At 28.0% G+C, this 23,660-nt stretch carries 25 protein-coding genes and 2 pseudogenes; 13 read left to right on the forward strand and 14 right to left on the reverse strand.

The features are described from left to right. The first annotated feature begins 47 nt into the window (after positions 1-47). From AVBRAN12647_RS05475 to rpsR, 6 genes are all read left to right on the forward strand, one after another. A complete protein-coding gene (locus AVBRAN12647_RS05475; RefSeq protein WP_214116357.1) occupies positions 48-866 on the forward strand; it encodes an HDOD domain-containing protein in 819 nt (272 codons plus the stop codon). Beyond that, complete coding sequence (locus AVBRAN12647_RS05480; protein ID WP_336614046.1) at positions 859-2,769, forward strand: ribonuclease R family protein; 1,911 nt, start codon at positions 859-861, stop codon at positions 2,767-2,769. Before AVBRAN12647_RS05475 ends, AVBRAN12647_RS05480 begins: the two co-directional genes overlap by 8 nt. Next, positions 2,762-3,709, forward strand: coding sequence for a hypothetical protein (locus AVBRAN12647_RS05485; RefSeq protein ID WP_214116361.1), 948 nt, complete (start codon positions 2,762-2,764; stop codon positions 3,707-3,709). Before AVBRAN12647_RS05480 ends, AVBRAN12647_RS05485 begins: the two co-directional genes overlap by 8 nt. Positions 3,710-3,799: 90 nt before the next feature. After that, positions 3,800-4,183, forward strand: coding sequence for a 30S ribosomal protein S6 (rpsF, locus tag AVBRAN12647_RS05490; protein WP_214116362.1), 384 nt, complete (start codon positions 3,800-3,802; stop codon positions 4,181-4,183). A 10-nt stretch (positions 4,184-4,193) separates the two neighbouring features. Further along, positions 4,194-4,718, forward strand: a complete 525-nt coding sequence (gene ssb / locus AVBRAN12647_RS05495) for a single-stranded DNA-binding protein (protein WP_214116364.1) — start codon at positions 4,194-4,196, stop codon at positions 4,716-4,718. A 10-nt stretch (positions 4,719-4,728) separates the two neighbouring features. Further along, entirely contained in the window at positions 4,729-4,989 is a 261-nt protein-coding gene (rpsR, locus tag AVBRAN12647_RS05500) for a 30S ribosomal protein S18 (RefSeq protein ID WP_214116366.1), read from the forward strand. A 3-nt stretch (positions 4,990-4,992) separates the two neighbouring features. On the opposite strand, the gene AVBRAN12647_RS05505 is transcribed toward rpsR, so the two are convergent. Both AVBRAN12647_RS05505 and AVBRAN12647_RS05510 read right to left on the reverse strand, forming a co-directional pair. Next, a complete protein-coding gene (locus tag AVBRAN12647_RS05505; RefSeq protein ID WP_336614819.1) occupies positions 4,993-5,778 on the reverse strand; it encodes a hypothetical protein in 786 nt (261 codons plus the stop codon). Positions 5,779-5,781: 3 nt separating this feature from the next. After that, on the reverse strand, positions 5,782-6,204 hold the full coding sequence (locus tag AVBRAN12647_RS05510) for a TOBE domain-containing protein (protein ID WP_214116375.1): 423 nt from the start codon (positions 6,202-6,204) through the stop codon (positions 5,782-5,784). A 97-nt stretch (positions 6,205-6,301) separates the two neighbouring features. On the opposite strand from AVBRAN12647_RS05510, the gene dcd reads away from it, so the two are divergent. From dcd to AVBRAN12647_RS05525, 3 genes are all read left to right on the forward strand, one after another. Further along, positions 6,302-6,862, forward strand: coding sequence for a dCTP deaminase (gene dcd / locus AVBRAN12647_RS05515; protein ID WP_214116378.1), 561 nt, complete (start codon positions 6,302-6,304; stop codon positions 6,860-6,862). Positions 6,863-7,082: 220 nt separating this feature from the next. Continuing rightward, the gene (locus AVBRAN12647_RS05520) at positions 7,083-7,649 is read left to right on the forward strand and encodes a cytochrome C (RefSeq protein ID WP_214116380.1); all 567 of its coding nucleotides are present in this window, start codon (positions 7,083-7,085) and stop codon (positions 7,647-7,649) included. 10 nt (positions 7,650-7,659) lie between these two features. Next, positions 7,660-10,248, forward strand: a complete 2,589-nt coding sequence (locus AVBRAN12647_RS05525; protein WP_267525481.1) for a molybdopterin-dependent oxidoreductase — start codon at positions 7,660-7,662, stop codon at positions 10,246-10,248. A gap of 215 nt (positions 10,249-10,463) precedes the next feature. Here the strand turns inward: AVBRAN12647_RS05525 and AVBRAN12647_RS05530 are convergent, their stop codons facing one another. The 7 genes and pseudogenes from AVBRAN12647_RS05530 to nspC all read right to left on the reverse strand — a co-directional run bounded on the left by AVBRAN12647_RS05530 (position 10,464) and on the right by nspC (position 15,465). After that, complete coding sequence (locus AVBRAN12647_RS05530) at positions 10,464-10,757, reverse strand: hypothetical protein (RefSeq protein WP_336614820.1); 294 nt, start codon at positions 10,755-10,757, stop codon at positions 10,464-10,466. Positions 10,758-11,106: 349 nt separating this feature from the next. Continuing rightward, entirely contained in the window at positions 11,107-11,388 is a 282-nt protein-coding gene (locus AVBRAN12647_RS05535; RefSeq protein WP_336614821.1) for a hypothetical protein, read from the reverse strand. A gap of 85 nt (positions 11,389-11,473) precedes the next feature. Continuing rightward, a pseudogene (selD, locus tag AVBRAN12647_RS05540) lies at positions 11,474-12,445 on the reverse strand (selenide, water dikinase SelD); the annotation flags it as partial. Positions 12,446-12,489: 44 nt separating this feature from the next. Then, entirely contained in the window at positions 12,490-13,035 is a 546-nt protein-coding gene (yedF, locus tag AVBRAN12647_RS05545; RefSeq protein ID WP_214149899.1) for a sulfurtransferase-like selenium metabolism protein YedF, read from the reverse strand. Further along, positions 13,035-13,379 carry a winged helix-turn-helix domain-containing protein gene (locus tag AVBRAN12647_RS05550; RefSeq protein ID WP_214116391.1) on the reverse strand — a complete coding sequence of 115 codons (345 nt, stop codon included), beginning with the start codon at positions 13,377-13,379 and terminating at the stop codon, positions 13,035-13,037. Before AVBRAN12647_RS05550 ends, yedF begins: the two co-directional genes overlap by 1 nt. Then, positions 13,369-14,187 (reverse strand): annotated as a pseudogene (locus tag AVBRAN12647_RS05555) (formate dehydrogenase subunit gamma); the annotation flags it as partial. The pseudogene AVBRAN12647_RS05555 and the gene AVBRAN12647_RS05550, both read right to left, overlap by 11 nt. A gap of 117 nt (positions 14,188-14,304) precedes the next feature. Continuing rightward, positions 14,305-15,465 (reverse strand): carboxynorspermidine decarboxylase, encoded by a 1,161-nt coding sequence (gene nspC, locus AVBRAN12647_RS05560; protein ID WP_214116395.1) that lies wholly within the window; start codon positions 15,463-15,465, stop codon positions 14,305-14,307. A gap of 70 nt (positions 15,466-15,535) precedes the next feature. Here nspC and AVBRAN12647_RS05565 point away from each other — a divergent pair, with 70 nt between their 5' ends. From AVBRAN12647_RS05565 to AVBRAN12647_RS05580, 4 genes are read left to right on the forward strand one after another with little or no spacing between them, the layout of a single operon-like run. Then, positions 15,536-17,899, forward strand: coding sequence for a putative bifunctional diguanylate cyclase/phosphodiesterase (locus AVBRAN12647_RS05565; RefSeq protein WP_214116397.1), 2,364 nt, complete (start codon positions 15,536-15,538; stop codon positions 17,897-17,899). Then, positions 17,886-18,107 (forward strand): MoaD/ThiS family protein, encoded by a 222-nt coding sequence (locus tag AVBRAN12647_RS05570; protein ID WP_214116399.1) that lies wholly within the window; start codon positions 17,886-17,888, stop codon positions 18,105-18,107. Before AVBRAN12647_RS05565 ends, AVBRAN12647_RS05570 begins: the two co-directional genes overlap by 14 nt. Positions 18,108-18,109: 2 nt before the next feature. Next, positions 18,110-18,565, forward strand: coding sequence for a molybdopterin synthase catalytic subunit (locus tag AVBRAN12647_RS05575; protein ID WP_214149902.1), 456 nt, complete (start codon positions 18,110-18,112; stop codon positions 18,563-18,565). Positions 18,566-18,568: 3 nt separating this feature from the next. Beyond that, a complete protein-coding gene (locus AVBRAN12647_RS05580; protein WP_214116403.1) occupies positions 18,569-19,033 on the forward strand; it encodes a hypothetical protein in 465 nt (154 codons plus the stop codon). Here the strand turns inward: AVBRAN12647_RS05580 and AVBRAN12647_RS05585 are convergent. The 5 genes from AVBRAN12647_RS05585 to AVBRAN12647_RS05605 all read right to left on the reverse strand — a co-directional run bounded on the left by AVBRAN12647_RS05585 (position 19,028) and on the right by AVBRAN12647_RS05605 (position 23,449). Next, complete coding sequence (locus AVBRAN12647_RS05585) at positions 19,028-19,672, reverse strand: response regulator transcription factor (protein WP_214116405.1); 645 nt, start codon at positions 19,670-19,672, stop codon at positions 19,028-19,030. The two genes, AVBRAN12647_RS05580 and AVBRAN12647_RS05585, sit on opposite strands and share 6 nt — an antisense overlap. Further along, entirely contained in the window at positions 19,666-20,859 is a 1,194-nt protein-coding gene (locus AVBRAN12647_RS05590) for a PAS domain-containing sensor histidine kinase (RefSeq protein ID WP_336609332.1), read from the reverse strand. The genes AVBRAN12647_RS05585 and AVBRAN12647_RS05590 overlap by 7 nt, the downstream gene beginning before the upstream one ends. Positions 20,860-20,861: 2 nt before the next feature. Then, the gene (locus AVBRAN12647_RS05595; protein WP_336608691.1) at positions 20,862-21,464 is read right to left on the reverse strand and encodes a sulfite exporter TauE/SafE family protein; all 603 of its coding nucleotides are present in this window, start codon (positions 21,462-21,464) and stop codon (positions 20,862-20,864) included. Positions 21,465-21,484: 20 nt separating this feature from the next. Beyond that, positions 21,485-22,036 (reverse strand): DUF507 family protein, encoded by a 552-nt coding sequence (locus tag AVBRAN12647_RS05600; protein ID WP_214116410.1) that lies wholly within the window; start codon positions 22,034-22,036, stop codon positions 21,485-21,487. A gap of 168 nt (positions 22,037-22,204) precedes the next feature. Next, positions 22,205-23,449, reverse strand: coding sequence for a citrate synthase (locus AVBRAN12647_RS05605; RefSeq protein WP_214116418.1), 1,245 nt, complete (start codon positions 23,447-23,449; stop codon positions 22,205-22,207). Between the last annotated feature and the right edge of the window lie 211 nt (positions 23,450-23,660).

Here is a 23,660-nt window from a genome sequence, read left to right on the forward strand (position 1 = left end):
CAATCTAATAAAAAAATATCAAATTTTATTTACTTAAAAGGTTTATTATGCAAGATTTTATTAGTAAAAGAATAAAAAGCCTACCTCCGCTTAATGAAAGCACTTTAGAAATTCAAAGAATTTGTAATGACGAAAACTCATCTTTAAAAGATTTAGCGAAAATAGTTGAAAAAGACCCAATGCTAACTGCAAATATTTTAAAATCAGCAAATTCGCCTTTATACGGATTTTCAAGAGAAATTAGTAGTGTTGATAGGGCTGTTAATTTGTTTGGAATGACAACTATTAAAGGATTTGCTTTAAATGCAGCTGTTAAAAACTCTTTTAAAATCAATTTAAGTGCTTACAATATGAATGAAGCAATGTTTGCAAAAATCTCAACTATGCAAAATTCATTAGCAATTAATTGGCTTAATAGAAGTGCAGACAATACTAAAAAAGTCGTAATTCCAGCATCGTTTTTGCTAGAAATTGGCAAGATAATTATATCTTCTGAATTAGTTGAAACAAATAAAGCAGAAGAATTTAAAAATGGATTAAGTGATTTAAGAAATATTAAAGAATTAAGTGATTATGAAAAGCAGTTTTTAGGAATGAGTAGCGAAGAAGTAACTTCTATGATATTTGATAAATGGAATCTTGAAGTTGATATGATTGATGCTATTTTTTATAGTGTAAATCCAGAAAACGCAAGTAATGATATAAAAAAGAATGCAATTGCATTAAATATAGTTTCAAATCTTATTAATATTTTTGGATTTTTTAATGAAGAAATGATAGTTCAATGTGTATTAGACGCTAAAAATAATGGCTTATTAGGAGATAAATTAATAGACGCTATTAAAGTAGTAGAACAAGATGCTTGAGTTTTTAGAAAACATTAGGCAAGGTTTTAATAAGCTTAATGCTAATTCAAAACAAAAAGAAATAATTAAAGTCTTATTAACAGAAAAAATAGTAAGCGAATACAATAATAAAATCTATTTTAATAATGGATTTTATTATGGCAAAATGGATATAAATTCTAAAGGCGATGGATTTTTACAAGCGTCGTTTTTAGAGCGAGATTTACTTATAAAATCAAAAGACTTACATTCAGCAAGATACGGCGATATTGTAATTGCAAAAAAGATTAAAAAGCAAAAAGGTCGCCCAAGTGCTGCTGTAATACTTGTCTTAAAAAGAGAAGAAGAATTTTCTTTAGTTATTACTCAAATGCTAAAAAATGTAGTATTTGGAAAATGCTTTAAAACAGGACTTTTAAGACAACTTAGTGTATCTCAAAAATCATTAAAAGCCTTACCTGTTGGCACTATTTTAAAGGTTGATAATGCAAGTTCAAATGTAGTAGAAGTGCTAGGGCATATTAGTGATGAAAAAGTAGATGAAAAAATCTCTATGGCTTTATTTAATAAAACTGAAGAATTTGATAAAGCGTGTTTAGATGAAGCAAATGCTTATAGTGGCAGTGTTGATGCTAGTTTTTATCCTGATAGACTTGATTTAAGGCATTTGCCATTTTGCACGATAGACCCAATTCACGCAAAAGATTTTGATGATGCTATTTATTTTGATGAAAAAAATCAGATTTTATATGTAGCAATTGCTGATGTAAGCGAATATGTAAGGGCTTTTAGTGCTTTAGATAACGAAGCTTTAAAGCGTGGATTTAGTATATATTTTCCACATAAAAGCATTCCTATGTTGCCAAGAGTTTTAAGTGAAGGAATTTGTTCTTTAAACCCAAATGAAGACAGGCTTTGCTTTGGTTTTAAAATATATTTTGAAGGTGCAAAAGTAATAAAAGAAGAAATCTATGAAGGCATAATTAATTCAAAAAGAAGATTTAATTACGATGAAGTAGATGAGTATTTAGACAAAAAAACTGATTTAAAAGAATGCAATTATTTATATTCTTTAAATGAGCTTACAAAAAAAATAAGAAATGCTAGATTAAATAAAGGTTTTAATTTTTTAACAGAAGAGCTAAGAATGGAGATTGATAGCGACTGGCAAATTACTAAGACCTATTACGAGCAATCAACAAGGTCTCATCAATTGATTGAGGATTGTATGCTACTTGCTAATAAAGCAGCGGCTAAAATGTGCCCTGATTTAGCTATTTTTAGAAACCATCAAAGCCCAAATTACAATAAAATCGCTGCTATGTATGAAGAATTGCAATTATTAGGACTTGATTTTAGTGGTGGAGAAAACATCTATGAAAATATCAAAAATATTCAGAGCTTAGCAGATGAATTAAATATCCGTGCTGAAGTAGATAAAATCATCATTCGTTCATTTAAAAAAGCTGAATATGGACATGAAAATAAAGGGCATTTTGCATTAGGATTTGAAAGGTATTCGCATTTTACAAGTCCTATTAGAAGATATTCGGATTTGATTTTGCATAGATTATTAAAAGCTCTTATGAAAAATCAAGATAAACTATTTACATACCTTAGCACGAACCTTGAGAATAAATGTTTTGAAGTTAGTAATCTTGAAAGAGAAGCTGATAAGGTGGCAATGGATTTTTGTGATAGGGTTTATGCAAGATATTTTCATAAAAATATTGGTAAAAGATTTTATGTAAAAATCACTAAAAACGAAGATATTACAATAGGTGTTTTAGATGATGAGTTTAAGGGTGCAAGGATATTTATTGCAAATCCTAATGTAACTTTATTTTCTAGGGTTTTAGTTGAGATTTATGAAGTAGATTTAATAAGCGCTAAGGTTTTTGCTAGGATAGTTAAAGATGTATGAAGCAGAATTTAACAAAATAAAAAACAATCTTCCTAATGCCTTTATGCTTTATGGGGCGTGTAGATTAAGCATATTTATAAACTTAGAAATCATAAAAAGTCTGAAAAAATACGATGAAAGGCTGATTTTAAGAGATAGCGATTATAAATTAAATAAAGCTGTTGATTTTTTAAGTGAGAGTTCGTTATTTGCTAGTTCTAAGCAATTGATTTTGGAATTTGAAAAAGGAATTTCAAGTAAGGATTTAAAAGAAATTCTAAAACATATTAATAGTGAAAATCAATTAATATTAGCTATTTATGATGGAAAAGCTTTAAAAGATTTAGAATTAAGTATTAATAATAATTTTGTTAGATTTTTTGAGAAAAAGACTAGCTTTGAGCAAATTGCTTTATTAAAAGAAATTACTAATTTTTATAAAATAAATGCTAGTGAAGAAGCCTTGCAATATCTTCAAAAAAATTATGAATTTGATATATTTAAAGCAGGTTGTGAGCTTTTAAAATATAAAAATCAAACACTAGATTTAAGCACTATTAAAGAGCATTTAGAAAGCGATAATGCTTTAGGGTTTGATGATTTTTTGAGTAATTTTTTAAAGACAAAAGAGCCAAATGAATATATTTATAAAATATTAGAAAATGAAGATGAAATCGCTTTAGTTAATAAACTTTATTCAAGTTTAATAAGACTTTTTACAATAAGTGCAAATCTAAAAACAAATGGTAGAATTGATTATAAAATAGCCTTTGGTTACACTCCACCAAGACAAGTTTGCGTAGAATTAGAAAATCAAGCGAGAAAATTATCTAATTTTTACGAAGAAATTTTCGCAATTTTATTAAACGCTGAATATGAATTAAAACTAAATAACAATAATTCTTCAAAAGAAATAGCATATTCAAATCTTTTAAAAATATATTTTTTAATAAACTCATAAAATATTAAGATTAAACTGCTAAAATCAAGCCTTGCTTTATGCAAAATTCCTTGCTTAGTAAATCTAGGCTTAATATCCAAAAGGAGAATCATGAGACATTATGAGGTTTTATTCATCGCAAAGCCAACGCTAACTGATGAAGAATTAAAAGCAAGAGTTGAGTTTGTTAAAGAAACTCTAGTAAAAAATGGTGCTGAAATTGCAAATACTATTGAAATGGGTACTAGAAAATTAGCTTACCAAATTGATAAATATGAGCGTGGCGTATATTATGTAATATATTTTAAAGCTCCAGGTTCATTAATTAAAGAACTTGAGCGTGTTTTAAAAATCACTGAAGATGTAATTAGATTTTTAATCGTTAAATACGAAAACAGACGCGAAATCGCTGCGTGGGAAATACTTTCTCAAGGCAAAAGATTAGGTAAAAAAGAAAGCAAAAAAGAAACTAAGGCTGAAACTCCAGCAGAATAAAGGATAAGATATGAATAAGGTTATTCTAATAGGTCGTTTGGTAAGAGATGTAGAAATAAAAACTATTAGTACAACAGGTAGTGCGGTAGTAAATAATGCAATGGCTGTTAGTAGATATAGAAGCTCAAACACAGGCGAAAGAATAGAAGAAACTTTATTTATAGATGTAGTGTTTTATGCTAGATTAGCAGAAATTGTAGGACAATATTTAAGAAAAGGCTCAAAACTAATGGTTGAAGGCTATTTACAACAACAAACTTGGGTAGATACAGCAACCAATCAAAATCGTTCAAAAATTCAACTTGTAGTTGAAAATATGGAAATGTTAGACAACAAACCTGATGAAATGCAAAATAATAATGCTCCTAGAAACAATTATCAAGCAAATAATAACTACAATAGACCTACTCAAAATAATTATCAACAAAATAATTATGCAAGAGAAGAGCAGAATTATCAAAGACAAAATAATTTTGCTGAAGAAAGAAATAATTATAATTATAACTCGGCAGATGATGCAGAGATACCATTTTAAAGGATAAATTATGGCAGAAAAAAGAAAGTATTCAAGAAAATATTGCAAATTTACAGAAGCAAAAGTTGATTTTATTGATTATAAAGATACAGCATTATTAAAACACGCATTATCAGAGCGTTTTAAAATAATGCCAAGAAGATTAACAGGAACAAGCAAAAAACACCAAGAAATGGTTGAGCTAGCTATTAAAAGAGCAAGAGCAGTTGCTTTAATTCCTTATGTATGCGACCGCAAAAACGTAGTTACAAATCCGTTTGAAGGTCTATAATTCTTAGGCTAGATTTTCTAGCCTAATTCTTTTATCATATACAAAAATAAAAATAAATATAGCCAAAGTAATAAACAACTCACTTAAAGCATTTATCACACTTTCACTGCTTGCAAAATAACTATGTGCAAATTCTATAAAATAATGAAGTATCAAAGGCATTGATAATAAAAATAAATAAATACTTCTAAGCCTTATATAAATTGAAATTATAAGTAAAATCAAAAAAGAAACTAAAATATAAAAAATATCTATGAGCTCATAAAGAAGTAACGAGCAAGTAAGATATAAAATAATGCTAAAAAAATAATATAAATTATCTTTAGCAATTATAAATAATAATATAGATATAAATACAAATGCCATTAAACAAATAAAGAAAAGCTCATTAGATTGGCTAATAAAGCTTAAAGCACAAAATATGCAAAATACAAATATAAACGCATAAAATAAAGCCTTGAAAAAATCTTCTAATTCACAAGCAAGATTAATTTTATCTTTATCAATTAATAAGCTAAATAAAACCACTATAAAAGATGGGATAAATATTACAAAAGAAATAATCTGAAGTCCTGCAAAAGGAATTAATAAAAATATATCATCATATACTGCTTTTTCATCTATAAATACACGAAATATTTTAGTGATATTATCAGGTTTTATAAGCAAGTATAAAGCAAAAAATAAATAATAATAAATATTTAATTTTTTAGTAGAAAAAGAAAAAGCTATGAAAGATTTTTCATTTGATTTAATCTCACTTATTAGCCAGCTTAAAAATATTTTCATATTTTATTCTTTAATTCCTATTAAAATATCACTTGCTTTTATTAAAACATTTACATTATCACTTATATTTAAATCCATCTTATTTGCACTATCATTGGTTATGCTAGCTGTAATTAAAATTCCATTACAATTAATTTCTATTATGCTATATACCGAACCATTTTTTATACTTACGATTTTGCCATTTAGTTCATTTGCACTACTTAAACGAGTAGCACATTCGTTTTTGCTAACAATTACAGAATTTGCTTTAAATACTGCTATAGCATTATCATTTATTTTTAGATTTAAATCATCTACACTTTCTGTAGTTATTAAAGATTTGATTGTTTTATTGTTTTCTAATTTTGCAGTAACTAATGAAATAATAGGCGAACTCTCAACTTTAGTTATTTGTATTTTTAATATATTTCTTGCACTTAACATAATCTTCCTTTAAATTCATAAATTTCATCTAATAATAAAATAAAACCTATATTAAAAATTAAATGTATAATAGTTAAAAATCATAAAAAGGATATGAATGGGACTAAAAAGTGATGCTTGGATAAAAGAAATGGCATTAAAACACGAAATGATAACTCCATTTTGTGAAGAGAATGTAGGTAAAAATGTGGTTAGCTATGGACTTTCTAGTTATGGGTATGATATTCGTGTTGGGCGTGAGTTTAAAATATTTACAAATGTAAATAGCACTATGATTGACCCTAAGGATTTTAATGATAAAAATGTAGTTGATTTCGTAGGTGATGAGTGTATTGTTCCTGCGAATTCATTTGCACTTGCAAGAACGGTTGAATATTTTAAAATGCCAAGAGATGTATTAGCAATTTGTCTTGGTAAAAGCACTTATGCAAGATGTGGAATTATTGTAAATGTTACACCTTTTGAGCCTGGATTTTGCGGTCATATTACAATAGAAATTAGCAACACCACTCCACTACCTGCAAAAATATATGCAAATGAAGGTATAGCTCAAGTGTTATTTTTACAAGGTGATGAGCCTTGCATTACTTCTTATGCTGATAAAAAAGGTAAATATCAAAATCAAACAGGCATAACTCTTCCAAAAGTTTTAAAGTAATTTATCTTCAAGAATTTGAAAGTGATTTTTCAAATTCTTAAGTTTTATTATTATTCCAAATAATATTTGCATTCTAAAATTATTCTTAGCAAGCACCTTAATCTAAGGCAAATTAAATATTCAATAAAATATTTTATGAATAAAAATTATTTACTATTTAGTGCAATAATTTTATAATTTTTAACAAGTTTTAAAAATTAATTTTATTTTAAGGAGATTTATGAAAAAGATTTTTTTAAGCTGTGCTTTAGCGGCTTCAGTATTTGCTGCAGAGCAATTTAGCGGTAAAATTATTAATCTTTACACTTCAGTAGATGCGAAAAAAGCAGAAGGAAAACTACTTCCAACTAATGCTTTTGAGATAGTAAAAGACGGCGATTTAGCTGAACTTAAAATTAAAGGATATTACAATCCTAATCAAGGTAATATTTTATATTTTAATGACAAAAATAGAATTTTAGTAGCAGCATTTGGTAAAAATGCTAAAGTAGATTTTAAAGTTGAAAAAGAATTAAAAAATGGTTTTAAATTAGCTAGTATTAAAGTATTTGCTAAAAAAGATGAGCTAGTGGATTTAGAAAAATCAGCAAAACCACTTTTTGAAAAAGGTAAAGCTATGTTTGAAGAAAATTGTGGCATTTGTCATCCACTTCATCCTGTTAGTGAATTTAATGCAAATCAATGGCCAGCTACATTTAAGGCAATGGAAACAAGAACAGGAATTGATAAAGCTGATAGACAATTAGTGGTGCAATATCTACAAAAACACGCAAAAGATATGAAATAAAGGAGACATTATGCTAAATAGAAGAAGTTTTTTAAAAGGTTCAGCTGCAGTTGGTGCTATGAGTTTTGCACCTATAAATGTATTAGGAGCTGAAAGTAAAGCAGTTGCTAGTGGTTTAGTAAAAAATGGCGAAGTTGTAACGGGTGCACATTGGGGTATTTTAAAACTTACTATAAAAGATGGTAAAGTAGTAAAAAGTGAGCCATTTGATGCAAATCAAACTAAGAATTTAAAAAATGATTTACAACACTACACACCTGATTTAGTATATGCTAATCGTGTTAAATATCCTTATGTTAGAAAAAGTTTCTTAGAAAATCCATTAGATAATAAACCTGAACTTCGTGGTAAAGATGAGTGGGTTAGGGTAAGCTGGGATAAAGCTTTAAAATTAGTTGCAGAGAGCTTAAAAAGAACTTATGATGAAAAAGGAGCTAATGGGATTTTTGCAGGTAGCTATGGCTGGAAATCAAGCGGAAATGTGCATAATTCAAGAATATTACTTCATAGATTTATGAACTTAACGGGCGGATTTGTAGGCTCATTAGGAGATTACTCAACTGGTGCATCACAGGTTATTATGCCTCATGTTGTTGGCTCTATTGAAGTTTATGAGCAACAAACTAACTTAGACTTAGTATTAGAAAATACAAAAGTTATAGTTATTTGGGGTGCAAATCCTATTGATACTTTAAAAATTGCTTGGACTGTAACTGATGGCGAAGGTCGTGCATATATGGAAAAAATCAAAGAAAGCAAAATAAAAGTAATTTGCATAGACCCAAGAGCTAGTTCAACTGTTAAATTTTTTGAAGGTAAAGGCGAATGGTTAGCTCCACGCCCAAATACTGATGTGGCAATGATGATGGGTATGGCTACATATTTAATTGATAATAAGCTTTATGATGCTGAATTTATGGAGAATTACACAATAGGATTTGATAAATTTAGTGATTATTTAATGGGTAAAACTGATGGCGTTAAAAAAGATAGCAAATGGGCTGAAAATATTTGCGGAATTAAAGCAAGTGTAATTGAGAATTTAGCTAAGGAATTAAGAGAAAATCTAAGCTTAGTAATGAGTGGTTGGGGTATGCAAAGAGCTCATCACGGAGAGCAACCTCATTGGATGCTTGTAACTTTATGTGCAATGCTAGGTCATATTGGTAAAGATGGTGGCGGATTTGGTTTAAGCTATCATTATTCAAATGGTGGCGTTGCTACAACTAATGCTCCAATAGTAGGCGGAATTAACGCTAGCATGAATGGTCTTTGGGATAAAGGCGTGTTTAAAGGCGTTAAACAAGGAACATTTGATAAAAATGGTAAATTTATACCTGGAAATAGTGGTGCAGGCGAAAATCTACCTGAGTGGTTATCAAAGACAAGTGATAATGAAATTCCTGTAGCAAGAATTGCTGATATGCTATTAAACCCAGGTAAAACAATAGACCACAATGGCAAAAAAATTACTTATAGTGATATAGATTTTGTTTATTGGGTAGGTGGTAACCCATTTGTTCATCATCAAGATTTAAAAACTCTAAAAAAAGCTTGGCAAAAGCTAAAAACCGTTGTAGTAAATGAGATTTACTGGACTCCAACTGCTAGAATGGCTGATATATTATTACCTACAACTAGCCAATATGAAAGAAATGATATTTCTATGAGTGGGGATTATTCTAATATGCATATAGTTCCTATGAAAGCTGCTGTTATGCCTGTTGAAGAGAGTAAAGATGATATGCAAATCTTTGTTGAACTTGCTAAAGTTTATGGAACTCTTTGTGCGATTAGCAAGGGTGCAAGTGAAAAAGATGCAGCAATGTTAGCTACAAAATTAGTAAATGCTTATACAGAAAATCAAACTCCAGAGCAAATGATAGAAAAATACTATAACGCTGCTAAGAAAAGCACAAGCGTAGAAATGCCTGATTTTAAAGAGTTTTGGGAAAATAATAAAGCATTGAAATTTGAAGCTTCTCAAGATGCTTATGAGTTCGTTAGATTTAAAGACTTCGTAGAAGACCCTATCTTAAATCCATTAGGAACTCCGAGTGGTTTGATTGAGATTTATAGTGAAACTATTGAAAAAATGAACTATAAAGATTGTAAAGCTCATCCTATGTGGTTTGAACCAATTGAATGGCTTGGTATGAAAGAAAAGAGTGCAGAATTTCATATGATTAGTCCGCACCCAACGAGCCGCTTACATTCACAACTATGCCACACAAGTTTAAGAGAAACTTATGCTGTAAATGGACACGAGCCTATTTTAATCAATAGCGAAGATGCTAAGGCTAAAGGTATTAAAAATGGAGATTTAGTTGAGGTTTTCAATGCTCGTGGTAAAGTTATTGCAGGAGCAGTTGTAAGCAATGATGTATTAAAAGGCGTAGTAGTGTTACAAGAAGGTGGCTGGTATGACCCTGATGATAATAATGATTGCAAATACGGATGTGCGAATGTGCTAACAATAGATATTCCAACAAGTGAGCTTGCAAATGGAAATATCTCTCATACAGCTTTAGTAAATATCAAAAAATTTGAAGGCGAAAAACCTGAAATCGTAGTATTCACTGAACCTGTAAAAGCATAATATTAGGGGCATTTGCCCCTAGAATTTAATTTTAATTATTCATTATTTTTTCAAAATCAAAAAACCATTCTACTTCTTCAATATTATTAAATTTATCGGATAAATTTGATAATTTAACTATTTTAAAACCACATTTATTAACATAAAAATGGATATTTCTTATTTCAAAATAAGGTGTTGTTTTAGTCTAAACTTTAGTTTTAGAAAAATTTATACTATTTGCCAAGTTTTAAAACCATAGCTTTTATTATGAAATTCTTCAAGTATATAAAATAAATCAAGATTATTTGTTGGGTATTTTCATCTATTAAAAGACATACTCCACCTATTTTTACACCATTGTCATATACATAAAAATTTTTAGCATTTTTATTTTCTAAAGATTTGAAAATCTCATCGATGATGATTACATTTTCATCGGTTTTATCTCTAAGACTTATTTGAAAAGTATTTTGCACATCTTTTGCGAAATTAAAAAACTCATCACTAGAAATTTCTATTAATTCCATAATCTTCCCTTGATTTAGATTGAAATTATTTAATTAGCTTGTTGAAAAGTTTTTATAGTGATTAATCACTTGGTATTTAATTATTATCTTGATGGCTATATTCAATCTAACAATCAAAGAGTAAAAAATTCACTCAAGATTTGGCACTATTTTTAGTGGTGTTGCTAAGCAAGTGGGTTGATTAGTATTTTTTATAAAGAAGTCTGTGCGATAAATATGAGATAAATTTTTTATATTACTACGCTTTAAATTCCTTAAAATTAATAATTACAAATTTAAATTTGAATATTAAAAAACTCATAGTATTTAATGAATTTATGAAAGCATAGTTAAGGGGATTTTCCCCTTTTTAATAATTATTTAATTTAACACAACCCTCTTTTGAGCCGAACGAACACGCAAGATTATATAGTTGTTTTATTTTGTCTAAGTTTTCTTTAGAATTTGAGTTTTTAGCTAATTCATCAGCGACTTTAATGCAAGAATTTGCATCTTTATCTTTTATACATTTTGTTTGATTGCTTATTAAATCAGGGTTTGATAAAAGCTCCATAGGGTTTAAATTACTTAATTTAAAATCATTACAAGCACTAAAAACTAATGCAACTAAAATAGCAAGGATTTTTTTCATTATATCTCCTTATTTGTAATTAGATAATAATTATACCCCCCCCCCTAAGTTAATGTATGATAAATATTTTTAGAAAACTGATTTATTAAAAAATACAAATTCTATTATCGTTTTTCTTTACAACTCTAGCAAAGGCGTAGGCGTTTATGTTTGCATTTTGTAAAATATCTAAAGCTTTTTGAGTATCTTTTTCGTTAATGCTAATGATTAATCCACCACTTGTTTCTGGAGAATACAAAAGTAAATCATCTTCAATAAATGATTTTACAAGTCCTTTTAAACTATTTTTGTTTGTATAACTAGCTGCTCCAAAAAGCCCTAAATTAGCGTAATTTAAAGTATTTTTATAATACTTTATCGCATCAGAATTGATTTCAATTGATATTTTATCATTTAACATTTCGCTCAAATGTCCAATAAGTCCAAAGCCTGTAATATCAGTGCAAGCATTGATTTTTATGCCATTTAAAAGTTCTAAAGCTTTATTATTTAGGCTTTTCATACCATTTATACATTCGCTAAAATCATCGTCTAAATTAGCCTTAATAGCCATAGCATTAAGACTTGTTCCTAGTGGTTTTGTAGCTATTAAAACATCATTTTCTAAGGATTTGTTATTGCTTAAAAAACTATCTTTTTTAACATAACCAGTAACGCTAAGCCCTAAAAATACTTCACTAGAATTTAAAGTATGCCCGCCAGCACAAAATCCACCCGCTAAATTAATAGTATCATTAAGCCCTGCTATCATTTGTTTTAAAATATCTTGAGATAAGCATTCGCTAAATGCAACTATATTCATAGCACTCATAACTTTTGCACCCATTGCAAAAATATCGCTTAATGAATTTGCTGCAGCAATTACAGCGTAATCATAAGCATCATTTACGATTGGGGTAATAAAATCAAGTGTTTGAACTAAGGCAAAATCTTCTAAATTAGTAGAAATTACCTTAGGATAATCAATAACACAAGCATCTTCATTACTAGTAGTTGAGCTTAATATAAATTCACTAGGTTTAATATTAGCTAAAGCATTGTGTAAGTCAGCCTGACTTAGCTTAGCTCCTCAACCTGCGTGCTTGCTAAATTGAGTAAGTTTCATAGATTTACCATTTTTGTTTCAAATAAAGTATCTATTATCTCAACTGCGTTTGAACTTCTACCAATTTTTGGACTAACTTGAAAATAATTTAAGCAATTCGCACAACATAAAATATCAACTCCATCATCACTTAAAGCTTTTAAAGCATTAAATGCTGGATGAGTATCATCACAAGCTATAAAAACAGCTTCGTTTATTAATACAACTTTTTGAATTTTTCTTTCTTTTACAGCAGTTAAAAATCCAATTAAAAGCATTGCTCCTAATTCGCCTTCGCCAACTTTTAAAGATTTTAAGAATATTCCTTCTTGTTGTTTTGCTTCATCTTTTGAGCTTTTTATTTCGCTTTTTCTTAATTTAAAGCAAAATCCATTAAGCTCAAATTCTTGATTTAAATTCTTAAGCAATCTTTGGATATTTTCTTTTGCTGCTTCGTTATCAACTATTATTTCTAACTCATCATTAATTGCTAAATTAATTAATGTTTTTTTTGTTTCAATTACAGGTATCGGACAAGCCTTGCCGCTAAAATCTAGTTTCATTATTCTTCCTTTTTAAATAGTTCGTTAAATCTTTTTTCTAAAAATTCTTCTAATTCTTTTTCTAATAATTCATAATTTTTCATAAATTCTAAAGCCTTAGGGCTAAGAATAGTTCCGCTATCTTTACTAGCTCCTTTTTTGCTAATAAATATATCTCCGCCTAAAAATTTTTCTGTGCTAGTTTTCTTAGTCCAAGCCTTTTTATAACTCATATGAAGTTGTTTTGAGCTCTCATTAATTGAGCCAAATTTTTCTATGGCTTTTAATATCTCATAATTACCTTTTCCAAAAATTTCGCCGTCTTCTTCTAACCAGAATTTGATTTTAGGTGTTTTATTTTTCATAGCTATAACTCGGTGTTATTTTTCCATTTTTTGTAAGTTCTTTATACCAATAAGAATGCAAAATATATACTTCTTCTTCTTCTTTATATCCTGTTATCATTGCGTGAATTGAGCCTTTGATAGCAAATACAGCCATATATAAATGCACGAAAAACATAGCAGCACAAACAATGCCTAAGATATTATGAACTATTGCACTAAGTCTTAAAATATTAATATGACTAATTCCTAACATATTTTGTAAAAATTCGCTCTGAAAATCTAAAAAGAACATAAACGCACCAGTAATTATCATAATAGCTCCACCAAAAACGGCTATGTAATACCACATTTTTTGACCGAAATTATATTTTCCCGCTGGAACAGGTCTTTTAACCTTGCTTAAATATCCACCTACTATCATAAGCCATTTTATGTCATAACTAGCAGGTAACATTCTTTTAATCCAGCAAAAAAACATAGGAATAATTGAGATAAAAAATAAAATAGTAGCAACTCCGTGAAGATTTTTGCAAAGTCTAACAAATACTCCACCACCAAAATAATGACCATTCATAATAATTAAGCCTGTTGGAATTAATATAATCCAAGCAAGTGCAGCAATGAAATGAAAACCACGCTCAAATAATGAAAAGGCATATATTTTTTTGCCTTCGTGACTAAATGTTTTAGGTCCTATTACCATATAATGTAATGAAAACGCACAAAGCACTGCAATTAAGACAATTAAAGCAAGTGAAGCAATGTAACTTGATGCTAATATTGTCCAAATTTCTCCTAATTCATAGCTAGTAATATTAGTAACTCTTCCTGTAGTTGTTAAATCACTAGCATTTAAACAGGTAAATAAAAATGCTAATACAAAAAACTTTTTCATAATATCTTCCTAAAATGATTTTATTCTTTAATTTATATCAAAATATTTTTAATTTCTCCTTGAATAGTCATTAAAATTAAATTCTTTTTGACTTTTAATGCTACCATCTTCACCAACATAAATTAAACTTGGTAATTTTACTCCGTTAAAAGTTGTATTTTTTACTATTGTGTAATGAATTTGGTCGCAAAATATTATCTTATCTCCTATATTTAGTTCTTGATTAAACTCATATTCTCCCATAATATCTCCTGCAAGGCAAGAATTACCTGTTAAAAGATAGCTATTTTTAGTGCTTTGTGTTTTTGCTAATTCATCACGACTTGCTAGGATTTTTGCATTTTTTACTTCGCTAGTGTAAGGCATAATGATAGTATCAGGCATATGAGCTTCAGCACAAATATCTAAAATTGCTATTTTTTTCTCATTTTCAACAATATCTAAAACACTAGCTATTAAATCCCCCGTTTGCCAACCAATAGCTTCTCCTGGTTCAAGGTATATTTCAAGATTATATTTTGATTTAATAGCTTTTAAGAATTGAATTAATTCTTCTACTTTATAGCCTTTTTTTGTGATATGATGACCGCCACCAAAATTAATCCATTTTAATGGGTGTTTTGTTAGATATGGTTTTAAGAAATTATCTTCAAATACTTTAAAGACTTTTTCTAAACTCTCAAAACTCTCTTCGCATAAAGCGTGAAAATGTAGCCCATCAACTATTATTTCGCTATCTAATAAATCCTTTGCTTTAATGCCAAGCCTTGAGAATTTGCCGCAAGGATTATAAATTTCTTTTGGAGCTACTGAAAACTCTAAATTACAGCGAATTCCTAAAGATTGATTTTTATAATTTTTATGATTTATAACTTTTTTATATTCATTCAATGAATTAACCACTATATGATGACTAAGATTTAATATTTCTTCTAAATCGTCATTGCTAAATGCTGGTGCGTAAGTGTGGATTTCTTTATCTACAAATTCTTTAGCAAATTTTGCTTCCCATAATCCACTGCAAGTGCAACCTTTTAAGTAATTTTTAATTAAAGGCATAGCAGCACTAAATGCAAATCCTTTTAAAGCTAATAAGACTTTAACTCCACTTTCTTCTTGAATTTTTTTAAAGATTTCAAGGTTATTTTTTAGTTTGCTTTCGTAGCAAATGTAAGCTGGTGTTTTAATATTATTTTCAATATATTTCATTACAATTTCCTTTCGGTATTAATAATTTTGCTATAATATCATATTAAATTTATAATATATTAGGTATTTTATGAAAGAAAGAAAGTCAATTTTAGAAGAATCAATAAAGAGCTTAACTCTTTATTCAATAATATTTTTTGCGTTAATTTTTAGCGTTGGAATATTTGTTATTAAATCAAGTTATACGGAAGAAGTAAATAGCCTAGAACAAGAATATAACGAACAAATCAATTTATCATCAAATAAATATATCAAAGAAGAACTTAAAAATATTAAAAAATATTTAGATGCAGAATTTTCATATTTAGACGATAGTGCCAAAGAATTTGTAGATAGCGCTTACAATTTCGCATTAAATTATTTAAACACTCACGAAGATAAACAAAAAGCTTTAGAATTTTTAAAAGCAAATATGGGTTATCCTATTGATATTGATGTTTTTGATGGAATTGACCCGACTTATTATTACTACGCTAGGTATGTTGAATTAGATAATAAAAAAATATTAAGAGTTACTTTAAATCCTAAAAAATATGAAGAAACTCAAAGGGTAGTAGCATTAAATAATATTAAAAATCTTCACAATGCTCAACTTTCTTATTTTAATGCAAAAAGATTAGATGATAATTTTAATTTTTTAGGTAATGAAAGATGGTATTGTGTATATGAAAATGAAGCTTACACTTGCTATGATAAAAATTGGTGGTTGGCTTTAGAATTTACCGTTAAAAGTGATGTATTAAAAGAAGCTTTAGAAGAAGTAAAAAGTAAAAGATTTGAATCGGCATTAATACAAGGTGCGTTTTTAGGTTGCTCTATATTAATTGGATTTTTAGGCATTTTGGTATATATAATAAGAAAGAAGAAAGAAGTAAGAGCGCAAATAGAATTAGCTACTAAGCATTTTGATGTAGCATTAAATAAACATATATCTAATTTTAATAAGAATAAACAATTAAATAGTGATTTTGCATTTAAGGAATTTAGAACTTTAAGTTATGCTTTACTTAGATTTATAAGACAAATTCAAGCCAAAGACGGGAATATCAAAAAACAAGCGTATATTGATAATATTACCGGTCTAATGAATATGATAAGTGTTACTGAAAGCCTTGATAATTATGTAAAAAAAGATAATAAGGTATTATTATTTTTATTTTTTAACATAGATAATTTCAGAATTTATAACTCAATGTATGGAAGAAGTTTTGGTGATGAAGTTTTAAAAATCGTAGCTTATAGACTTTATACAACCTTAAAAGGTATGGCAACAGGCGATAATGAACATTTTGAGAGCTTAGACTTTATAAAATATGATAAATATAAATTTATACAAAATAAAACTACTTTTGAATGCCTTGCTAGGGTTAGTGCTGATGAGTTTTTATTAGTAATTGAAGTAGATAAAAATGAAGATTATTTTACATTAGCTAAAAAATACCATCAAAAACTAACAGCAAGAAGCATTAAAATTAATTCAAATGATGATTTAATAGAATATGAGCCATTTAAAATTAATGCTAGAGTTGGATTTAGTATATATCCAAAAGATAGCAAGAATTTACACGAATGTATAGGAAATGCTGATTTAGCAATAGAAAATGATAAAGCTAGTGGAGATAATTGGATATTTGGTTATACGGCAGAAATTGGCAAACAAAATGAAGCTAATTTAAAGCTACAACAAGATATAAGAAATGGTATTGTAAATAAAGAATTCTTATTATATTATCAGCCAAAAGTAGATGTAAAATCTGGCAAAATTATAGGAGCAGAAGCTCTTGTTAGATGGCAAAAAGGAGATAAATTAATATTTCCAGACCAATTTATAGGAATTTGCGAAAGAAGTAATTTAATTATTACTTTAGGTAATGAAATTATTAAAATGGCTTGTGAAGCTCAAAGAAGATGGTTAGAAAAAGGTCTTGAATTAAAACTTAGTATAAATCTAAGCACCAAGCAGCTTTTAAGCGAAGGAATAGTTCATACAATAGAAAAAAACATTCAAGGCATACCGCCAAGATTAATTGAATTTGAAATCACAGAAAGCTTTTCAATAGAAAATGCAACAAGTAAGGCTATTATTGATAAAATCAAAAAACTTAATGTAGGTTTATCAATGGACGATTTTGGTAAAGGGTATAGTTCTTTATCTTATTTAAATGACCAAGATTTAGATTTTGATGTTGTTAAAATTGATAAATGTTTTATACAAAATATAGATACTAATGAAAAAAATAGAAGATTGGTTGAGTTTATTGTAAATGTTATTAAATCTTTAAATAAACGCTCTGTAGCTGAAGGTGTAGAAAATATTGAGATTTTAAATTTCTTAAAACACTTAGGTTGCGATGAGTATCAAGGGTATTATTTTAGCAGACCTGTTCCTGAAAATATTTTATTAGAAAAGGTATATGAAAATGGTAAAGATTAATTTTTTAGGACCTATTAATAAAAATTCTATTGAATTAAATGTAAAAAATGTTCGTGAATTAAAAAATGAGTTATTGAAAATTGAAGATTTAAAAGAATGGTTAGAGATTAGTGCTATTGCTATAAATGATAATTTCATAGATAGTTTAGATATTGCATTAAAAGATAACGATGTAGTAAGCATACTACCTCCTGTTTGTGGTGGTTGAGCGTGAAAGAATTTCAAATATTTAATAATGCTCTTGATGAAAAAGCTTTATATAGTGAATTTTGTGGAATTTGCAAAGAGTTAAATTATGGAGCATTTTTAAGTTTTAGCGGGATAATTAGAGCAGAAGGCAATATTAGCGGTCTTAGTTTTGATATATATGAGCCAATTTTAAAAAAATGGTTTGATGATTGGTGTGAGAAAACTAGGAATTTAAATATTAGATTATTTTTTGCACATGCAAAAGGAGATGTATTAGTAGGTGAATGCTCTTATTTTGCAGGGATTGCAAGCTCACATAGAAAAAACGGCTTAGATATATTTGCTAAGTTTATTGAAGATTTTAAACAAAATGCACCTATTTGGAAATACGATTTAATTAATAATCAAAGAATTTATGCAAAGGATAGAAGCTTTAAGTTGCCTAACGCAGGTCTTTTAAGCAGCAAGGAAGATTAAGTAATGAATAAAAAAGCATTAGTAATAGAAATTATTATTGTATGTATTGTGGTACTTGCGTTACTTATTTTACTAGGTCTTAAGGTATATAATTCAAAAAATGAAGCAGAAATGTCAAAATCAATCAGAAACTTAGCTACATTGATTAATGATGTAGATACATATTATTCTAATAATGAAAATTTTATAGATATTCCATTGATGACTAAAGTAGGGCTTGATAAGGATATGTGGTTTTTTGTTAAATCTGAAAAATGCTTACACTTTAGCACTTTTAGAGATTTTTTGATAGTTAAAAAAATTGAAAAACCAGGGGAATTATGTTCTACATTATTAAGTTATGATTCTGTTAAATCGCTATTAATAGGCAAAGACACTCCGGGCGATGAAGCTGTAAGTGTTAATATAAGCAATTCTAATACTATATTTATTAGAATGGGTATTAAATACGATAATTCTATATTATAAAACTATTTTATAACCTGTTGAAGTAATATTTTTTATAATATTTACACCCAATTTATCTCTAAAACGCTTTATAAATGTTCTTACAGAACCATCTTTTACATCGCTTTTGCCCCAGCAAATCTCTTTTATTTCATCAAGACTTACAACTTTTCCTATAGGTTCACTAAGGGCTTTTAATAAAGTTAATTCTTTTTTTGTAAGTTCAACTTCAAATTCTAATGTTTTAAAAGTTGATTTCATATAATCAATCGTATAATCACCTATTTTAGTAACTTTACTCATATTTGAAACCAGGCTTTTTACACTTGCGATTAATTCTTCTGGAATTACAGGTTTGATTAAATACTTATTCACATTAACATCAATAGCTTTTAGTAATTTTTCTTTATCACTATGGGCTGAAATTACTATAATAGGCGTATTTGGGCTTAGGTCTTTAATGCTTTTTGCAAGGCTTAAACCATCTTTTAGTGGCATTAATACATCACAAATTACAATATCAGGACGAAGTTTTTTAAATTTATTTAATCCACTTAAGCCATCTTGAGCGTAATGCACTTCATAAAACAAAGGTGCTAAAATATCTCCCATTAGATGAGCTATATTTTTCTCATCTTCAACAATTAATAAACTTAACATTCTTCTCCTTTAAAAATAAGTTCAAAATATGCACAATTGCCCTTGTTAAAACATCTTATATCTGCATTTATTTTATTTAAAATTTGCTTACAAATGTAAAGCCCAAGTCCTACGCCTTGTTTTTTGTGTTTAGTTGTAAAATATGGGTCAAATATATGCTCTATTATATTAGAAGGAATTGCCCCTGCATTATCGCTAATTTGCAAAATCAAATTCTTTTTTTCTTTAAATACTTTAAAATGTAGTATTTTATCATCTAGTTCTTGTTCTAAAAAAGCATCTTTAGCATTATTTATAATATTTACAAGAACTTGCACTAATTCATTAAAATTACAAAATAAGCAGCATTTTTTAGTATCAATATCAAATGTAGTTTTTATATTATTTTTTTTCAATGCTTGGTATGTTATATATAAACTATGCTTAATTATTTTTATTAAATTATGTTTTTCTAAAGGCGTATTAGGATTAATAAAGTCCCTAAAATCATTAATAGTTTGGCTCATATTTTGGATTAATTTTTGACATAATTTATAATGTTTATCTTTTTTTTCGTTATGCAATAAATAAATAGCTAAAGATAATTCATTTAAAGGTTGTCTCCATTGATGAGCTATATTTTCTAACATTTGTCCTAAGATAACTTGGCGATTTTGTTGAAATATTATTTTTTGTTGAGCATTATTGATTGCTATTGCGTCTTCTATTTTCTTTTCTAAATTCTCATTGAGTATTTTTAAAGAATTTGTCTTTTGAGCTACGACTTGTTCTAAATTCTCATTTAATTGCATTAGCTTTTGTTTAGTTGCAACAAGCTCTTCATTTAAGGTAAAAAGTTTAGTAACATCGTGTCTAATAGCTATAAATTCAAATATTGTTCCATCTTCATCAAAAATTGGAATTATTGTTGTTTGTGCGTAGAAAAAATCCCCATTTTTCTTTTTATTTTTAACAACTCCTTTATGAACACGCCCAGCTAAAATAGTATCCCATAATTTTTTAAAAGCACTCTTAGGCGTATCAGGGTGGCGGATAATATTGTGATTTTGTCCTAGTAGTTCATCTTCACTAAAACCACAAAGATTGCAAAATTCTTCATTTACAAAGGTAATAATCCCATTTATATCTGTTTTTGAAACTATATTTGTGTTTTCAATTGCATTTTTATATTCATTTAATCTATACATTTTTACCTACTTAATTTAAGTGCTAAAAAGCACAAATAAAATCCATAAACAATAATTAAAGCAAAAAATAAATATTGAATATTTTTAATTTTTCTAATTTTATTTATAAATATAGAGCCTAAAAGCATAGCAGGAAGAGTGCTAATCCCAAAAATTAACATATTAAGCCAAGCTTCATTAACGCTTTTTGCAATCATTGATTTTGCTACGAAAAAATATACTAAACCACAAGGAAAAAATCCATTTAAAAAGCCAAATATAAAGCCTTTATATTTTGAAGTTTTTTTATTGTTTAAAAATACCATTATTTTTTTATATATGAATTGATTTTCTATAAAAGCTAGTAGTTGTCCCTTAACAATTAAAGCAAATCCTAAAACAACGCAAAAAGCACCTAAGATAAAATATAAAAATACTTGTAAGTTTAAAGAATTTAAAAAATAACCTAAAAAATAAGCTATAAGACCTATTAAAATATAAGCACAAATTCTACTAAAATGATATATAAAAATATCAAAAAAATTACTCTTTTTGTGGTTGAATAAAAGAATTATTCCACCACACATAAAAAAACAATGAGTAAGACTAAGACCTAGTCCTAGCACAAAAGTGCTAAGAAGATTGTTTATAACATCTTCCTTTTTTTAAGCTCTTCTTCATAAAGCTTTTCGTAAATTAAATCGTATTCTTCGCTACCAGGAACGATTTTTCTTTTGTAATTATTAATTTTATCAAATACTAGGTCTTCAATATCTTCGTAAGTTTTTAAGTATTCAATCATACTTGAATAAATCACATTTTTTACTCTATTTTCTGATACATTAAAATTGATTAAATCTTCATCAACCAAAGCATCCAAAATAGCGTGAGATAAGGCATTATATCTATCTTCATAATTCATTTGGATTTTATATTCATCTGCTAGTTTTTTCTTAAGTAACCAAAACATATTTTTTCTATCAACTTGCATTAAATCCATTTGGCTTTCTTGCTCTGCTAAAATCTCATTTACCTTCTCATCAAGTGATTTTTCTTTTAATACTAAGGCTGTAATAATTTTTGAAACTACTTCTTTAACTGGCTCTAAACCATTTACTAATTTTACAAATTTTGAGTTTAATAAATCTATTGAAATTTTATTTGAAACATAAGGAATATGTGGTTGTCTAATACGCATTTTTAATCCTTTTTTATTTTTCTTCATTATAAAATATATTAGTAAAAATGAATATAACAATAATAATTAATTTTTAACTTTTGATAATTTTTAAAATGCCTTAATATTAAGCTTTTTAAGAGTTTTAAAGCATTGATTTGAATTCGGAATTTCCGAATTCAAATTCTTTTAATCGCCTATATAAATTTGTCTTGGGCGAACTATTTTTAATGGGCTTTCTTTTTGCTCAATTAGTTGTGAAATCCAGCCAGGAATTCTACCTACTACGAATAATACCGCAAACATTTCATTTGGAATTCCTAGAGCTTTTAAGATTAAGCCGCTATGAAAATCAACATTCGGATATAATCCACGGCTTACAAAATACTCATCATTTAATGCGATTTCTTCAATTCTAGTTGCAACTTTTACAAAGTTTGCATCAATTCCAATTTCGCTAATTAATTGGTCTCTTAATTTTTTAAGAACTTTTGCTCTAGGGTCAAAGTTTTTATAAACTCTATGTCCAAAGCCCATTAGTCTAAATGGATCATTCTTATCTTTTGCTCTTTTAATAAACTCATCAACTCTATCAGGTGTGCCAATTGTCTCAAGCATTCTAATCACACCTTCATTAGCACCCCCGTGTGCATGCCCCCACAATGCACCAATTGCTGAACTAATACAGCTATATGGGTGAGCGTGAGTGCTACCGACTGAACGCACTACACTTGTGCTTGCATTTTGTTCGTGATCAGCATGAAGCATTAAAACCGTATCTAGTGCTTTTACCTCAATAGGTCTTAGATTTACATGCTCGTATGGATATGTTCTTAACATATATAAAAAGTTTTCGGTAAATCCACGATCAAGATTAGGATATGCCATAGGAAAGCCATTTTTATAGCGATACGCACTAGCAGCTATTGTTGGTATTTTTGCTACGATTCTGGCTGCCATTTCCATATAATCTTCGTGCTTATCCATATTTAAATGGTCAGGATAAAATGTTGAAAGTGCTGCAACTGCTGCTTGCATAACTGCCATAGGATGAGCATTGTCAGGGAAAGCGTCAAACAATTTATGCATACCTTCGTGAATAAAGCTTCTTTTTTTAAGCTCATATCTAAACGCTTCTAATCTTTCAGGACTTGGTAATTCTTTATGTAATAATAAATGCACTACATCTAAAAAAGTTTTATTTTCTGCTAGCCATTCAATAGAATAACCACGATGCCTTAATTCTCCTGCTTCTCCATCTATATAAGTAATACTTGATTTACAAGTTGCAGTGCTAGTTAATCCTTCATCATAAGAAAATGCACCTGTTTTTGAATATAAAGACGAAAAATCAATTGATTTTGCACCTCTAGTTCCACTTAATACATCAAATTCAAATTCTTTACCATCGTAAATTAATTTTGCTTTTTCCATTTTTAACTCCTTTTTTAATAGTTATGTATATTTTAAAAGGAATTTGTGAAATATTGTAAAAAACTTACTTAGATTTTTGCTTATGTGTTTCAATAAGTAACGAAATTTTAGGAATAGCCCACATAAATATGACAGCTTCAATTAAAGATGATAAAACCAAAGCTAAATAAAAAGAATTATCAATTAAGTTTAATTTCATTCCTAAAGTTGC

This window comes from Campylobacter sp. RM12647, assembly GCF_020138135.1.
GTDB lineage: Bacteria > Campylobacterota > Campylobacteria > Campylobacterales > Campylobacteraceae > Campylobacter_E.